The sequence below is a fragment of the Paraburkholderia dipogonis genome (assembly GCF_046027395.1).
Classification (GTDB): domain Bacteria; phylum Pseudomonadota; class Gammaproteobacteria; order Burkholderiales; family Burkholderiaceae; genus Paraburkholderia; species Paraburkholderia dipogonis_A.
Genome location: NZ_JAQQEG010000015.1, coordinates 1 through 15,462 on the forward strand (window position 1 = coordinate 1; position 15,462 = coordinate 15,462).

At 63.1% G+C, this 15,462-nt stretch carries 15 protein-coding genes; 7 read left to right on the forward strand and 8 right to left on the reverse strand.

Annotated features, from left to right (window positions below; all coding sequences use genetic code 11):
• Positions 1–68: 68 nt before the first annotated feature.
• The gene (locus PQR32_RS16625) at positions 69–320 is read right to left on the reverse strand and encodes a DUF4148 domain-containing protein (RefSeq protein ID WP_408228704.1); all 252 of its coding nucleotides are present in this window, start codon (positions 318–320) and stop codon (positions 69–71) included.
• A gap of 212 nt (positions 321–532) precedes the next feature.
• The gene (locus PQR32_RS16630) at positions 533–1,093 is read right to left on the reverse strand and encodes a thioredoxin family protein (protein WP_408228707.1); all 561 of its coding nucleotides are present in this window, start codon (positions 1,091–1,093) and stop codon (positions 533–535) included.
• 208 nt (positions 1,094–1,301) lie between these two features.
• Here PQR32_RS16630 and PQR32_RS16635 point away from each other — a divergent pair, with 208 nt between their 5' ends.
• From PQR32_RS16635 to PQR32_RS16650, 4 genes are read left to right on the forward strand one after another with little or no spacing between them, the layout of a single operon-like run.
• Positions 1,302–1,673, forward strand: a complete 372-nt coding sequence (locus PQR32_RS16635; RefSeq protein WP_408228710.1) for a GFA family protein — start codon at positions 1,302–1,304, stop codon at positions 1,671–1,673.
• Positions 1,670–1,792, forward strand: a complete 123-nt coding sequence (locus PQR32_RS16640) for a hypothetical protein (protein ID WP_408228713.1) — start codon at positions 1,670–1,672, stop codon at positions 1,790–1,792. The genes PQR32_RS16635 and PQR32_RS16640 overlap by 4 nt, the downstream gene beginning before the upstream one ends.
• Before the next feature lie 7 nt (positions 1,793–1,799).
• Entirely contained in the window at positions 1,800–2,540 is a 741-nt protein-coding gene (locus PQR32_RS16645) for a response regulator (protein WP_408216698.1), read from the forward strand.
• On the forward strand, positions 2,537–3,862 hold the full coding sequence (locus PQR32_RS16650; protein ID WP_408228716.1) for a sensor histidine kinase: 1,326 nt from the start codon (positions 2,537–2,539) through the stop codon (positions 3,860–3,862). The genes PQR32_RS16645 and PQR32_RS16650 overlap by 4 nt, the downstream gene beginning before the upstream one ends.
• A 42-nt stretch (positions 3,863–3,904) precedes the next feature.
• On the opposite strand, the gene PQR32_RS16655 is transcribed toward PQR32_RS16650, so the two are convergent.
• Positions 3,905–5,578 carry an FAD-dependent oxidoreductase gene (locus tag PQR32_RS16655; protein ID WP_408228718.1) on the reverse strand — a complete coding sequence of 558 codons (1,674 nt, stop codon included), beginning with the start codon at positions 5,576–5,578 and terminating at the stop codon, positions 3,905–3,907.
• Positions 5,579–5,893: 315 nt separating this feature from the next.
• On the opposite strand from PQR32_RS16655, the gene PQR32_RS16660 reads away from it, so the two are divergent.
• Both PQR32_RS16660 and PQR32_RS16665 read left to right on the forward strand, forming a co-directional pair.
• Complete coding sequence (locus PQR32_RS16660; protein ID WP_408228721.1) at positions 5,894–7,810, forward strand: SMP-30/gluconolactonase/LRE family protein; 1,917 nt, start codon at positions 5,894–5,896, stop codon at positions 7,808–7,810.
• Between the two features lie 83 nt (positions 7,811–7,893).
• Positions 7,894–8,226, forward strand: a complete 333-nt coding sequence (locus tag PQR32_RS16665) for a DUF2322 family protein (RefSeq protein ID WP_408228724.1) — start codon at positions 7,894–7,896, stop codon at positions 8,224–8,226.
• 115 nt (positions 8,227–8,341) lie between these two features.
• Here PQR32_RS16665 and PQR32_RS16670 read toward each other — a convergent pair whose 3' ends face one another.
• The 5 genes from PQR32_RS16670 to PQR32_RS16690 form a co-directional block, all read right to left on the reverse strand.
• Complete coding sequence (locus tag PQR32_RS16670; RefSeq protein WP_408228727.1) at positions 8,342–9,343, reverse strand: transketolase family protein; 1,002 nt, start codon at positions 9,341–9,343, stop codon at positions 8,342–8,344.
• The gene (locus PQR32_RS16675; RefSeq protein WP_408228730.1) at positions 9,340–10,239 is read right to left on the reverse strand and encodes a transketolase; all 900 of its coding nucleotides are present in this window, start codon (positions 10,237–10,239) and stop codon (positions 9,340–9,342) included. Before PQR32_RS16675 ends, PQR32_RS16670 begins: the two co-directional genes overlap by 4 nt.
• A 38-nt stretch (positions 10,240–10,277) precedes the next feature.
• Positions 10,278–11,606: an MFS transporter gene (locus PQR32_RS16680; protein ID WP_408228733.1), complete on the reverse strand. Its 1,329-nt coding sequence runs from the start codon at positions 11,604–11,606 to the stop codon at positions 10,278–10,280.
• Between the two features lie 72 nt (positions 11,607–11,678).
• On the reverse strand, positions 11,679–12,428 hold the full coding sequence (locus PQR32_RS16685) for an SDR family NAD(P)-dependent oxidoreductase (RefSeq protein WP_408228736.1): 750 nt from the start codon (positions 12,426–12,428) through the stop codon (positions 11,679–11,681).
• 209 nt (positions 12,429–12,637) lie between these two features.
• Positions 12,638–13,534 carry a LysR substrate-binding domain-containing protein gene (locus PQR32_RS16690; RefSeq protein ID WP_408228739.1) on the reverse strand — a complete coding sequence of 299 codons (897 nt, stop codon included), beginning with the start codon at positions 13,532–13,534 and terminating at the stop codon, positions 12,638–12,640.
• A 382-nt stretch (positions 13,535–13,916) separates the two neighbouring features.
• On the opposite strand from PQR32_RS16690, the gene PQR32_RS16695 reads away from it, so the two are divergent.
• Positions 13,917–15,461 carry an ATP-binding cassette domain-containing protein gene (locus PQR32_RS16695; RefSeq protein WP_408228742.1) on the forward strand — a complete coding sequence of 515 codons (1,545 nt, stop codon included), beginning with the start codon at positions 13,917–13,919 and terminating at the stop codon, positions 15,459–15,461.
• Position 15,462: the final 1 nt, after the last annotated feature.

Below are 15,462 nucleotides of genomic sequence, written 5' to 3' on the forward strand. Positions count from 1 at the left end.
CCCCCCCGCCACCCCCAACTCCACCCCCGACGCCCACGCCGACGCCAACGCCAACGCCAAGCCGCTACTCAGCTACCCATATAAAGTGAACGATTCAGGTTGGCGAGCTGACCATCCTTCTCCGCTTGCACGAGTTCCTGACGCACCTGTGCGCGCGTTTTCGGCGCGGCGCTGGCTGCGCTCGGGGACCATTGCGGCTGCGCCGCCTGGGCAATCTGCGAAGAATCCACGGCGGCGGTCGAGGGCGTCGGAACCGCGGCGTGAGCAACACTTCCGACCACGCACGCAGCAAGAGTCAAAGCAATCATAGAAACTTTCATATCGTTCTCCTTGAACGGTTGGATAAGAGACGTCCGCGGATCAGAAGGCACGAGCAGAGGTCGACCTGGACTTGCTGCGATGCGTTCTTCTCAGAGTAGCGGCGTTGATGTATTGAACCGCGCGGGTGTATCGGGCATGTGTCGAGAAAGCGGCGAATTGCAATGTTGTGTATCGCCGGAAACCGCGGATACATTCCGATACGAACCCGCGTTTATCCTTGTTGCGCGAGCAGGGCTTGAATTTTCGCTTCCGTCTTCGCATAGTCGCCTTCGCCGAAATGCGTGTAGACGATCCGGCCTTGCTTGTCGAGCAGGTAGAAAGCCGGCCAGTACTGATTGTTGTACGCGTTCCAGGTCGCATAGCGATTGTCCTGCGCGACCGGATAAGTGATGCCGAAGCGCTTGATGGCGGTCTTCACGTTGTCGGTGTCGCGCTCGAAGGGATACTCGGGCGTATGCATGCCGATAACCGTCAGTCCCTGGTCCTTGTATTTCTGATTCCAGCTTTTCACGTAAGGCAGCGTGTTGATGCAGTTGCCGCAGGTGTAGGTCCAGAAATCGACCAGCACGACCTTGCCGCGGAGTTGCTGCAGCGTCAGCGGATCGCTGTTGAGCCATTGCGAAATACCGGCGAATTCGGGAGCCGCCGCGTTGGCTGCGAGGGCGGGCGCGCTCGGTTCGGGCGACCCCGCGAAGGCGGCAATGCCGCTTGCGGCCGCGGCGGCGATCACGGTTGCGACGGTGAGCGTTTTGATCTTGGAGGCGGAGAGCATGTCAGTGTCCTTTCAGGAAGAGGCTAAAACGGCAGTTCGCGTATCGGCCGCGAATGACCGTATTGAAGCGTCCGCAGGTATCTGGCATGTGTCGCCCAAACCGCGCGGGTGCAATGTTGTGTATCTGTACGAGGTCCAGATACACTGCGACACAATTCGCCGTGCGAGCCAGGCTATAAAGCAGGCATTGCCAATCACGGAGAGCACCATGAGCGCTGACTTGCTGCAGGGTTCCTGCCATTGCGGGACCGTCAAATTCGAAGTGCGCACCCCGATCACGCCGGCCGGGCGCTGCAACTGCAGCCTGTGCCGCCGCAAGGGTGCGTTGATGACGCCGCTGTTCCCGGCAAGTCAGTTGAAGATTCTGAGCGGCGAAGATTCGCTGACGCTCTATCAGTTCAACACGCGGGTGGCCCGGCACTATTTTTGCAAACACTGCGGTATCTATCCGTTTCATCAGACGCGCAAAGACCCGCAGCAGTGGCGAGTCAACATCGGTTGCCTCGCGGGCGTCGATCCGTATAGTCTGGAAGCGGGGGTCGCCGACGGCGCGAGCCTCTCCGTGCTGGAGGACGCATGAAACGCCTGCTGGCTATCGTCGTGTTCTTGAGCGGCGGCCTTGCCGCCGAACTGGCGCATCCGGTGCAGTGTTCATTGATGGTCGCAAGCCGGGTGCAGTTGAAACGCCAAAAGAGATGATGCATTGATGGAAACCATCGATCACGTACTGATTGTCGACGACGACCGCGGCATCCGCGAATTGCTGGCAGGTTATCTCGAGAAGAACGGCATGCGCGTGTCGCTCGCGGCGAATGGGCGCCAGATGCGCGCGGCGCTGGAGCAGGGCGCGCCCGATCTGATCGTGCTGGATCTGATGATGCCCGGCGAGGACGGTCTGGTGTTGTGCCGCGAGTTGCGCGCCGGCAAATTCCGTGCAGTGCCGGTATTGATGCTGACGGCCCGCAATGAGGAGGCCGATCGCATTGTCGGCCTGGAGATGGGCGCGGACGACTACCTGCCCAAGCCCTTCGCCGTGCGTGAATTGCTCGCGCGCATTCGCGCCGTGCTGCGCCGCGCCCGCATGCTGCCGCCCGGCATGCAGGTGACGGAATCCGCGCCGATGCTGGCCTTCGGCGACTGGCGCCTCGACACCACCGCGCGCCATCTGCTCGACGCCGAAGGCACCATGGTGGCATTGAGCGGCGCCGAGTACCGCTTGCTGCGCGTATTTCTCGACAATCCGCAGCGGGTGCTGACGCGTGATCAACTCCTCAATCTCACGCAGGGCCGTCAGGCCGATCAGTTCGACCGGTCGATCGATCTGATGGTGAGCCGTCTGCGTCAACGGTTGCGCGATGTCGCGCGCGAGCCGCGTTACATCAAGACGCTGCGCAGCGAGGGTTACGTGTTTTCCGCGGCGGTGACCGCCATCGAGGATCCGCAATGAACCGCTGGTCCTGGCTGCACTGGCCGCGCACGCTGTTCGCGCGGCTCGCGCTGATTCTTTTCGTCGGCCTCGCGCTCGCGCAGACGCTGTCGTTCTGGCTCACGCTGACCGAGCGCGACCAGACCATGACCAACGTGATGATGGGTTACATCGAGCGCGAGGTGAGCAGTTCGGTGGCGCTGCTCGATCATTTGCCGCCGAACGAACGCGCGCAGTGGCTGCCGCGGCTCGCGCGGCGCAGCTACGAGTTCGTCCTGGGGCCGGGTATCCCCGGCAGCCCGATCGATGCGCATCTGTCCGAGCGGGTGGCGCAATCCATCGCGGACGGCATCGGCACGCACTATCCGCTGACGGTGAATGCCGTTCCCGGTGACAAGGAGCGCCTGCAGGTTCATCTGCAACTGAGCGACGGCACGCCGCTGACCATCGATATGCGCCCCATGTCGGGCGCGCCGCTGTCGCGCTGGCTGCCGCTCGTGCTGGCGTTGCAACTGGCGGTTCTGGTCGCGTGCTGCTGGCTGGCGGTGCGGGTCGCTACGCGTCCGTTGCATCAACTGGCGCTTGCCGCCGATACGCTCGGTCCCGACCTGAAGGCGGCGCGCCTGCCGGAGGACGGACCGTCCGAAGTGTCCCGCGCCGCGCGTGCCTTCAACGCGATGCAGGACCGCATCGCCACCTACATGACCGAACGCATGCAGATTCTGGCGGCGATTTCGCACGATCTGCAAACGCCGATCACGCGCATGCGCTTGCGCGTCGACGTGATGGACGACGACGCGCAGGGCGCGAAGCTGCGCCAGGATCTGCAGGAAATGGAAAGCCTGGTGAAGGAGGGCGTGACCTACGCGCGCACGCTACATGGCGCGACTGAAGTCCCTTGCCGCGTCGATCCCGACGCGCTGCTCGACAGCTTCGTCTGCGACTATGTCGACGCCGGCCAGGCGGTCAGCCTGGAAGGGCGGCTTGGCGATTCGCTGGTGACGCGTCCGCAGGCATTGCGCCGCATACTCGGCAACCTGGTGGACAACGCGCTGAAGTTCAGCGGCGCGGCCGAGATCACGGCGGCGACCTTGCCCCACGGCGAGACAGCGATTGCCGTGCTCGACCGCGGCCCCGGCATACCCGCTGAGTCGCTGGAAGCGGTGTTCGAGCCGTTCTACCGGCTTGAAGCGTCACGCAATCGCGATACGGGCGGCACGGGGCTGGGTCTCGCCATCGCGCGGCAACTTGCGATGGCGATGGATGCGACACTCACGCTGCACAACCGCCCCGGCGGCGGTCTGGAAGCGCGCTTGACGTTGAGGAATCTGCGCAAGGCGTAGTTACGCTCGTCGCTGGCCGCCAGGCGCTCGCAGCGGCCGGCCTCACCTGTTGAGCGCGAGATACTGGTGCAGCGACTGGATCGCGGCCGCTCCCTCGCCGACGGCGGCCGCAACGCGCTTCACCGAGCCGCTGCGCACGTCGCCTACGGCAAAGATGCCGGGCCGGCTCGTCTCCAGATAATGAGGAGGGCGGTCCGACGACCACTGCGGAATCGCATCGGGACCGGTGAGCACGAAGCCGTGTTTGTCGAGCGCGACGCAATCGCCGAGCCAGCCGGTACTCGGCTGCGCGCCGAGAAACAGGAACACATGGCGGATCGGTTTCTCCTCGATGTGGCCCTGGCTGTCCCATTTGATCGATTCGAGTTGGGCCTCGCCGTTCAATTCGACGATCTGCGTGCGCACATGAACGCTGATGTTCGCCGCCGCTTCGATCCGTCTGATCAGATAGTTCGACATGCTCGCGCTGAGTCCGTCGCCGCGAATCGCGATATGCACGTGCCGCGCGAATCCCGACAGGAACACCGCGGCCTGCCCAGCCGAATTTCCGCCGCCGACGATGACCAGTTCCTGATTGTTGCAGAACGCGGCTTCCATGAAGGTCGCGCTGTAATAGATGCCGCTTCCCTCGAACTCTTCGAGGCGCGGCAGCAGCGGTTTCCGATAGCGCGCGCCGGTCGCGATGACGACCGCGCTGGCATACACGTGCTCGTCGTAATTGAGGCGCAGGTGAAAGGGCGGCGCGTTTTCGCATTCGATGCCGAGCACTTCGATGGGCACGCCGACTTCCGCCCCGAATTTTCGGCATTGAGAGAGGCCGCGGCCGGCAAGCGCTTGCCCCGAGATGCCGGTCGGGAATCCGAAGTAATTTTCGATCTTCGAACTGGTGCCGGCCTGGCCGCCCGGCGCCTTGGTGTCGACCACCGCGACCCTCAGTCCTTCTGAGGCCGCGTACACCGCGGCCGCGAGGCCTCCCGGTCCCGCGCCGACCACGACCACGTCGAACCGTTCGCCGTTCAGCCGGTCGGGGCTCAGGCCGATCGCATCGGCCACCGCCCGGTTGGTCGGCTGCTTGAGCACATTGCCTTGCAGGGTGACGATCACCGGTATGTCGGCTTCGGTTGCGTCGTAACGCTCGAGCAGCCCCTTGGCTTCCTCGTGCTCGACGATATCGAAGTAGGCGAAAGGCTGCGCGTTACGGCTCAGGAAATGCCGCAGCACGAGCGTACTCCACGAAGCCGAGCTGCCGATCACCAGAGTGCCGCCGTGCTGATCCTGAATGAACGCGACGCGCCGCAGGATGTAGGCGCGCATGATCGTTTCGCTCAGTTCCGCTTCCGCGACGACGAGCGCCCGCAGCGATTCCTCGTCGATCACGATCACTTCGCAGTCGCTGGTGGCGCGTGCCGTCGCGACCGCGCCGCGGCCCGCGAGCGTTCCCACTTCGCCGGTGAAACTGCCGGGACCGTGCGTGCCGAGAACGTGGTGCTTGTCGCCGGCGCCTCGCGACGCCTCGATCGTGCCGGAGACGATGGTGAACATGGGAATGTGCCGGTCGCCTTCGGTGAACAGGATATCGCCTGCTTTCAGCCGGCGCCGTTCGCCATATCGTTCCAGCACCGCGAACTGACGTTCATCGAGCCTTGGAAAAATCTGATGATGACGGCTGCCGCCGGCCACCAGGTCTTCACGTCTGCTTGACGACTTATTGCTCATGGGGCGTTCCGAATGGAGGGCGCGTGTTGCGCGCTGGGGTGAACTCGCTGCCGGATGCCGCATCGGCGCGAACGGTCTGAATGACCGGAGAGACGGCGGGCCGTCCTATCCGCAGTGATTGTGCGCCTGAGATCAGCCGTCGGTAAAGTGCGAAAAACAGGGGTGTTCCGCTTGCTAGTAGGTGGGCCATTTCCTTTTACATGCACGCTGCATGGTTTAACTGCTGTGCCCTGAACATATCTTCATACCAATCGTCAACTTTTCATATCTGGCGAGGTACATTGTCGAGGAACGATTGTTCGGGGAGCATCACTCATGGTCAAGCACCGCGTCCGTGCCGCGCTTCTGTGCGCGGCGACCGTCATGTTCGCGCAGATCAGTTACGCGCAATACACCACCGACTGGCTGGGCAATACGTTCGGCACACTCGCCGCGCATGTGGGCAACACCGCGCGTTCGATTTGGGTCGCGCCTGAGGGCGTGATCTACACGGCTTCGTTGTGGGACGAGAACGAGGGCGGCGTCGCGATCTATCAGAACGGCCAGAGCCTCGGCTCGATCGGCACGCACGCCGACTTCCAGGGCAGCGCCATTACCGGCAATGCCACGTCGATCTTCGCGGCGTTGCAATACAACAGATCGTTCGGCAGCGGCTCGGTGGGACGCTACAACCGGGCCACGCAGACGCGCGACCTGATCATCCCCGTCAGCGTGTGGACATCGATCCCGCATGCCGATGTCATCACCGGACTCGCGACCGCGGGCTCATTGCTGTATGCAAGCGACTTCTTCGGCAATCGCGTGCGCGTCTTCACGACCGACGGCGTCTGGCAGCAGGACATCAAGGTGTCGGGTCCTTGCGCGCTGGCGCTGGATAGCGCCGGCAATCTGTGGGTCGCGCAGCAGAGCGCGGCCACGATCGTCGAATTCAGTCCGGCCGGCGCGCTGCTGAACACCATCCAGATGGCGGCGGCGTCGCGGCCATCCGCACTGTATTTCGATGCCGCGTCCGGGCAACTCATGGTCGGCGACCAGGGGCCGGACATGAACATCAAGCGCTACGTCATCGCGGGCACCCCGACGCTCGCCGGCACGTTCGGCATTCAGGGCGGCTATCTCGACACCACCAGCGGCATCAGGGGGCAGGTGGGCGATAAGCGCTTCACACGCGTGACCGGCATCGGCAAGGACGCCGCCGGCAACCTGTACGTGCTCAACAATCCGTGGGGCGGCGGCTGGGATCTCGGCCGCAACGGCGCCACCGACCTTCACGCGTACGACAGCGCCGGCAACCTCGAGTGGAAGCTGCAGTCGCTCAACTTCGAGGCGGTCGGGGCTCCGGACCCGTCGACGGACGGCGCCTACTTCTACAGCGGTACGCACATTTACACCGGCACGGCGGGCGGCACCTTCGTCGCGAACACGGTCGACCCGTTCACATATCCGTCCGATCCGCGCCTGAACATGAACGACACGCAGCGCGACGAACACTTCGGCCAGCTCGTCACGGTCGGCGGCAACCGGATTCTGGTGGCATCCGGACAGAACCCGGGCATCTTCTACTTTTTCCATTTCAACCCGGCGAGCGGCTACATTGCGATTCCGGACGCGTCGATTCCGGGGCCGGCGTTCAATACGAACCTGCAGGTCACGGGCGGTTTCAGCATCGACAGCAGGGGCGACGTGTGGGCCGGTCTGGACCGGACGAATCACATCTATCACTATCCGCTGAGCGGCTTCGACGGCAACGGCAAACCGGCATGGGGACCGGCGGTCACGATCTCCATTCCGCAGAGCATCCGGCCGCTCACGCGCATCCTCTACCTCGCCGAGAGCGACACCATGATCCTCGCGCAAGGCATAGCCGGCAGCTGGGACTGGACCGCCATGCAGTCGCGGATCGAGGTCTATCATGGCTGGAGCGCGGGCAACACCACGCGGCCCGATCCGGTGATCACGCTCACCAGCGCCAATCCCAAGTCGATCACGGCGGCCGGCAATTATCTGTTCGTCGGCTACGTGCACACGGTGCCCAATATCGACGCCTTCAATCTCACCACCGGCCAGCTCGTCACCACGCTGATCAACTCGAATCCAGGAGCCGTGGATGTCGGCAACGACGTCGATTCGATGTACGGCCTGCGTGCCTATCTCAGAGCCGCGGGTGAATACGTGATCACGAAGGACAACTACAACGGTTCGAGCATGGTGGTGTATCGCTGGACACCCTGACGGCCCTGCGCTCGGCTATGACACACCCTATCGGATAAGATACGGCCCGCGCCGCAATTTTCCGAACAGAAGGAGTGGTTTCAATGATTCAACCGGGCAATGTATTCAAGGACAACCTCGCGCAGATGCCGGGCATCGACGGTATCGCGTGTATCGATCTGGTGGACGGCAAGGGCGCCGTGGTGGCCAGCATCGAGAACAAGCCGGGCAAGCAGGGTTCGCTCGCGGTGTACAACTATCTGCGGCAGACGTTCGGCACGCTCGACGCCAAAGCGGCCGAGCACGGCCTCGTTATGTTCGCTGAGCACACCGCCGATGCGCGTAATCGACCGGGTGCGCACCCGAACGTCGACATCCTGCTCGCCATTGCGGCGGGTGGGGAAGCGTTGCGGATCGACGTCGTGGCTGCGGGCTGAAGTTAGTCGTTTATTTATCATCGGCGTGACGCTGACGGGCAAATCGATCCGCTCGGCCGCGCTGTACTGATGAGACGACGCCGGCTGCATGTCGGCGTCGTTCACCAGCGCACGTTCAGTTCAGCCAGCCCTTGATCGCTTCGGACATCGCGGCAGTCGAAATGCCGTAGCGGTCGTGCAGTGTCGGCAACGCGCCGGCATCGAGGAACGCATCGGGCAGGCCCACTTGCCGGAAATGGCATGCCACGCCCGCGCGCATCAGTTCCGCGGCGACCGCTTCGCCCAGACCGCCGATCACCGTATGGTTCTCGGCCACCACCACGAGCCGTCCCGAGCGCTTCGCTTCGCGCACGATCGTCTCCGTGTCGAGCGGTTTGATCGTCGGCACATGCAGCACGGCTACGCCGATCCGATCGTTCTCCAATGCCTTTGCCACTTCGAGTGCGCGCATCGTCATGATGCCGGACGAGATGACCAGCACTTCCGCGCCGTCGCGCAGCAGCTTCGCTTTGCCGAGTTCGAAGGTGTAGTCGTATTCGTCGAGCACCGCCGGCACGTTGCCGCGCAGCAGGCGGGCATAGACAGGCCCCTTGTGCGCGGCGATAGCGGGCACCATCTGTTCGATGTCGAGCGCGTCGCAGGGATCGATCACGGTCATGTTCGGCATCGCGCGCATCAATGCGAGATCTTCAGCGGCCTGGTGGCTTGGGCCGTAGCCGGTCGTCAGGCCCGGCAGCGCGCAGATGATCTTCACGTCGAGATTGTCTTCGGCGATCGTTTGATGCATGAAGTCGTACGCGCGGCGCGTGGCGAAAACCGCGTAGGTCGTGACGAAGGGCTGCGCGCCTTCATGCGCGAATCCCGATGCCGCGCCCATCAGCAATTGCTCGGCCATGCCCATCTGATAGAAGCGCTCCGGAAATTCCTTGGCGAAGATATGCAGGTCGGTATATTTGCCGAGGTCGGCCGTCATGCCGATCACGTTCTGCTTTTGCCGCGCCAGTTCCACCAGCGCGTGGCCGAAGGGCGCGGAACGTGTGACCTGTCCTTCGCTCGCGATCGACGCGATCATCGCGGAGGTCTTCAGGCGCGGTTTGCTAGCGATTGCGTTGCTCATGCTTGTCTCCCTGTGTCGATCGGAGTTGCCGCTTCAGCGCTTACTCCGATCCCATGCAACCTGGTTGCTTCGAGTGCTTGCAGCGCCAATTGCCATTCATGGGCATCGACGCGGATAAAGTGGTTTTTCTCGCGTTGTTCGAGGAACGGCACACCGCAACCCATGCGCGTGTCGGCAATGATGATGCGCGGTTGCGCGGCCGGATGCTGGCGGGCCGCATCGAACGCGGCGGCTACGGCGGCGATATCGTTGCCGTCCACGCGCTGCGTGAACCAGCCGAACGCCTCCAGTTTTTCGAGGAGCGGCTCGAACGCCATGATCTGCGTCGACGGACCATCGGCTTGCTGGTTGTTCACGTCAATGACGGCGATCAGGTTGTCGAGCTTCCAGTGACTCGCGGACATCAGGCCTTCCCAGATTGCGCCTTCGTCCAGTTCTCCATCGGAAAACAGCGTGTACACGAAAGATTTCGAACCTTTGCGCTTCAGGCCGAGGCAGCGGCCCACCGCAATGGTCAAACCCTGGCCGAGCGAGCCGCCGGACATTTCCATGCCGGGCGTGTAGCTCGCCATGCCCGACATGGGCAGCCGGCTATCGTCGCTGCCGTAGGTTTCGAGTTCTTCGGCGGGCAGAATGCCGGCTTCGAAGAGCGCCGCATACAGTGCGATCGCGTAGTGCCCGTTCGACAGGAGAAAGCGGTCGCGCTCTTCCCAATCGGGATCTTCCGGCCGGTAGCGCATGGCGCCGAAGTAGGCGACAGCGAGAACATCGGCGATGTCGAGCGCCTGACCGATATAACCCTGGCCCTGGACCTCACCCATCAACAATGCGTTTCTACGGATACGGTATGCGTGTTCGGCAAGGGTTGCCGTCGGCACGCGTTCTGGACTGTTCATGTCGTCTCCTGTGATCAGTCGTAAAGAGTAAGAAGGGGTTAGCGGTTCACTGACTTCGCGGGCACGAGAAACACGAGGCACGCGCCGATCGTGACGGCCACCGAGATAAAGATCAGCCCGGCGGTCGACTTGCCTGTCAGGTCGTTGAGCCAGCCGACTATCGCCGGCGAAAAGAAGCCCGCGAGATTGGCGACGCAATTCACCGCCGCGATCCCGGCCGCGGCCGACATGCCGCCGAGCAACGCGGTCGGCAGCGACCAGAACTGCGAAGACGACGCGAGAATCCCGGCAGCGGCAACGCTCAAACAGACGATGGAAGCCGGCACACTGCCGATTGCGGGCAGCACGATGAAACCCGCGGCGGCGATCAGCATCGGAATCGCCAGATGCAACCGGCGTTCGCGATGACGGTCCGCACTCATGCCGACCAACGGCAGCGCGATGATGGCGCACAGATAAGGAATCGCGGTGAACACGCCAATCCACAGCGGATCGGCAACGCCGGATTTGCGGATGATGGTCGGCAGCCAGAACGTCAGACCATATTGGCCGAGCACCACGCAGAAGTAGATCGCCGCCATCAGCCACAAGCGGCGATCGCCGACGAACGACTTGATCGATACATGGGCGATCTTATGCGCGTTGTCCCCGGCCACATTGCGGGCGAGCAGCGTCTTTTCGGATGCCGTCAGCCACTTCGCTTTCGCGATGCCGTCGTCGAGATAGAGCAGGATTGCGATGCCGAGCACGAGCGAGGGCACCGCTTCCAGCAGGAACAGCCACTTCCAGCCGGCCATGTTCATCGCGCCTTGCAGCGAATGCATGATCCAGCCCGACAGCGGGCCGCCGATAATGCCGGCCAGCGGTATCGCCATGAAGAACAGCGACAACGCTTTGGCGCGGCGCGCAGCCGGAAACCAGTAGGTCAGATAGAGAATCACACCGGGCGCGAAGCCGGCCTCGGCGACACCGAGCAAAAAGCGCAGCACGTAGAAGGCCGTAGGCGATTTCACGAAGACGAAACACGCGGAGATCACCGCCCACGTCAGCATGATCCGCGCGAGCCACTTGCGCGCGCCGACACGATGCAGCACCAGGTTGCTCGGCACCTCGAAGAGGAAATAGCCGAGAAAGAAAATCCCCGCGCCCATGCCATATACGGTTTCGCTGAAGCGCAAGTCGTTGAGCATCTGCAGCTTCGCGAAGCCGACGTTGACCCGGTCGAGGTAAGCGCCGAGATAGCACAGCATCAGGAATGGGATCAGGCGGCGGCTGACTTTCGCGTAGGTCTTCGACTCGAAGCTCGTCGAGTCCGTCTGGTTCGGTATGTCGGCGGCAATGGATGCCGCGGGGTACTTCGATTTCATGTTTGTCTCCTTCCGTGCCCCGGGTTGGCCCGGGTGCCTCGCACGCAGCCGCTCACAGCGAGCGGCGCCGCGTCAATGAATCAGCATGCCGCCGTTCACGTCGAGCGTGATGCCGGTGAGATAGGTCGACAGGTCGCTGACGAGGAACAGGCACGCGTTCGCCACGTCGCTCGCGTCGCCGAGCCGGCCGAGCGGAATGCCCTTGATGATGTCGGCGCGCATCTCCGTGGTGAGCTTGTCGCCCGTGATGTCGGTCTGGATCAGACCGGGTGTGATCGAGTTCACGCGAATGCTGTCGCCGCCGAATTCGCGGGCCATCGCACGCGCGAGACCGAGCACGCCGGCTTTCGCCGCGCTGTAGTGCGGGCCGCCAAAAATGCCGCCGCCGCGTTGCGCGGAGACCGACGACATGCAGACGATGCTGCCGCTTTTCTGCTCTTTCATGGCCGGCAGTACAGCTTGCGACATGTAGAGCGTACCGCGCAGATTGACGTCGACGATCGCGTTGAAGTTTTCGGACGTGATGTCCAGCGTGCGCACCGGCTGCGTGATGCCGGCGTTATTGATGAGGCCGTCGATGCGGCCATAGCGATCGAGTGTCGCTTTGGCGGCTGAGACGCACGCGTCTTTGTCGGTGACGTCGCAGGCGAGACCCAGGTGAGCGCCGCCGAGATCGGCGGCTGCGCGCTGCGCGTCTTCTTCGCGCAGGTCGAGGATGACGACTCGCGCGCCCTGAGCGGCCATGGCCTTGGCGGTTGCCTTGCCGATTCCGCGCGGTGAGGCGGCGCCGGTCACGATGACGACTTTGTTCTCCAGCAGCATGATTGTCTCCTGAGTGTTGATGTGATGGCCGAAGTGTCTCCCGCGCGGCCGGTCGCATCAACGACGTACTGCTCAACTATGTTTGAGAAATTTTCAGGTGACGTGCTGGGGAGCGAAACGCAAGCGCATTGCATGCGTTGCATGGTGCGACGCCGCAATCGCACGCTCAAATTCGTGCTGGAAAACCCTGGCAAAAACCGACGCGGATCTCAGGCCTTGCGGTCCATGCGCCCGACCTCGCGCTCGATCCACGCGATAAAGCGCGTGACGCGCGGCAGTTCGGCGTTTTGTGGCGGATAGACCAGATGATGCGCGCCGACTTCCACGGCATGCGTGTCGTCGAATACCGGCACGAGCGCGCCTTCCTTGATCCGAACCGAGGCGAGCATCGCGCTTTCGAGCGCGATGCCGAGGCCGAGCGCCGCCGTCTCCAACGACATGTACGACCGGTCGAAGGAAAAGTCGAAGGTCTTATGGGCGGCCGACACGCCGGTGCGCCCGAACCACTGCTTCCACTGCACAAGCGGCGTCTCCGAGTAGATCAGGCGATGTTGCAGCAGATCTTCAGGCGTTTTGACCGGATTGCTCTCCAGATATTTCGGCGACGCGAGCGGTGCGATGAATTCGCCACGCAGCGTTCTGACTTCCAGATCGCGCCAATTGGCGTAACCGTGGCGCAGGTCGATGTCGTAATAACCGCTGGTAAACGAGACGTCCTCGTATGAGCAGGCGAGATTCAACTGGATATCGCCATTGGCTTCCTGAAACGACGCGAGCCGCGGCAATAGCCACATGAGCCCGAAGCTGGGACTCGAATGCACGCGCAGGATATCGACGTCGGTGCGGCTCGACGCGCGCTCAGTGGCGCGGCTCAGATCCGCCAGCGATCCCGTCACATCGGACAGGTAACGCTCGCCGGTCGGCGTGAGGACGAGGCCACGGCCCGAGCGGTAGAAGAGCGGCTGGCCGATCACCGACTCGAGATTGCTGATCTGATGACTGACTGCCGACGCGGTCAGTCCGAGCTCTTCAGAGGCCCGGTTGACGCTTTTCGTTCTGGCCACGCTCTCGAACGCGACGATGGCCTTGACCGGTGGAATGCGCATAGTGAAATTTTTTTCAGATGCAGTTGAATGAAACCGCCTTGTTCGCACGCCACACGCACTGCCATTCTGTTGACACGCCGCGCAGCCAGGGACGCATGAAGTCCTCTCGATACTGACCCGGCAGTTTCACTGCCGCAGAGCGGCTAATCATAAACATAGGTTGCGCAGTGCAACAACTGTGCAGGAGACAGTAATGGATTATCCGACTTTCCCGGTGAGCGCGCGATCAGCCGACGCTCACACACAGCGCTCTCGTCCTGTTCGCTCCCGTATCGGGTAAAGGCATTCACTGGTTTACGCCTATGCGGCGTACTGGTGAGCGTCGTACTACGCACTCGCAAAACATACGCGGTGCGCGAAAAAACGCGGAAGGAGACAGAACATGGCTGAACAACGCTTCTTGCTGACTGCGCGTGCGATCGTCAAGAGCTTTGGACCGACGAGCGTGCTGAAGGGATTCGATCTGTCGATCGCGCCCGGCGAAGTGCACGCTTTTCTGGGTGGCAACGGCGCGGGCAAATCGACGCTGATCAAGATCATCTCCGGTCAGTTCGAACGTGACGGCGGCACGCTCGAATTCGACGGACAGGCGATCGGCGCATCGGTAGGCGGGCATGTCGCCGCCGGCACCATCGCGGTCGTCAATCAGGAGCTCGCGCTGCTGCCGCATCTGTCCGTGGCCGAGAACATCGCGATGCCGCGGCTGCGGCGCGGTACGGCGAAATATAGCGAACGCGCGTCGATGGAGATCGCCGTCGAAGCGCTGTCGCTGATCGATCCGCACTTCGCGCGTGAATCGTCGGGACGGCTGGTCGGCGATTTGACCTTGCACGAGCGTCAACTGGTGGAGATCGCCCGCGCGCTCGGCTCGGGCGCCAAGCTGTTGTTGCTCGACGAACCGACCGCCAATCTGACCGCTGCGGAAACGATTCGACTCTTCGCTGTGTTACGGCGACTGATCGCCGATACGGGACTCGCGGTGCTGTTCGTCTCGCACCGCATGCGCGAGATTCGCCAGATCGCCGATGTGTGCACGATCATTCGCGACGGCAAGACGGCCGTCGACCGCGTCGCGCTCGACGCGATCACGGACCGCGAGATCATCGAATGCATGGGGCAGAGCATTGTCGTCGACGAGGCGGCGGCAAGCGTCGCGGAGTCGGCGGAGTTGGGGCAGGCGAACCCGGCAGGGGAACAGGACACCGGCGACGGCGGCGGACGCATCCACGCAGGTGCGCTGCGGATCGAACGCGATGGCGTGGCGATCGAGGTGCCGGCTGGCGCGATCATCGGTCTGGCGGGTGCGCCGGTCGGCCCGTCTTCGCTGATCGATGCGCTGACCGGTATCGCGCCCGCCGGTTCGTGGGCCATTACACGCGACGGCGCTCGCGTCACCTATGGGCATCCTTCGGCCGGCGCGCGCGATGGCGTCGGCTTCGTTTCGGGCGACCGCTCGAACAAGGGCGTGCTCGCCACGCTGCCGATCGTCGACAACCTCGTCGCGGCGGCGCGTGTTGTCAACCGGCGCAGTGTCGTGCGACGCGAGGAGATCGAGCAAAGCACGCAACTGCTCGAGGCCCTGAAGATTCGCGCGGGCTCGCTGTGGGATTTGCCGGCCACACTGAGCGGCGGCACGCAGCAAAAACTGCTGATCGCCCGCTGGCTGTTGCTGCGGCCGAGGCTGCTGGTGCTCGAGGAGCCGACCCGCGGCGTGGACATTCGCACGAAGCGCGAAATCTACGCACTGATTCGCAAGATGGCGCAGCAGGGCACGACGATCGTCTGGTGGTCGACCGAATACATCGAGCTGGTCGAGTTGTGCGACACCGTGCTCGCGTTCGATCTGGACGGCAAGCCGACCGAAGTCTTGCGCCACGCCGACGTCAACGAAACACAACTCGCCGCCGCAACGGGCATGGCCGCCTAAC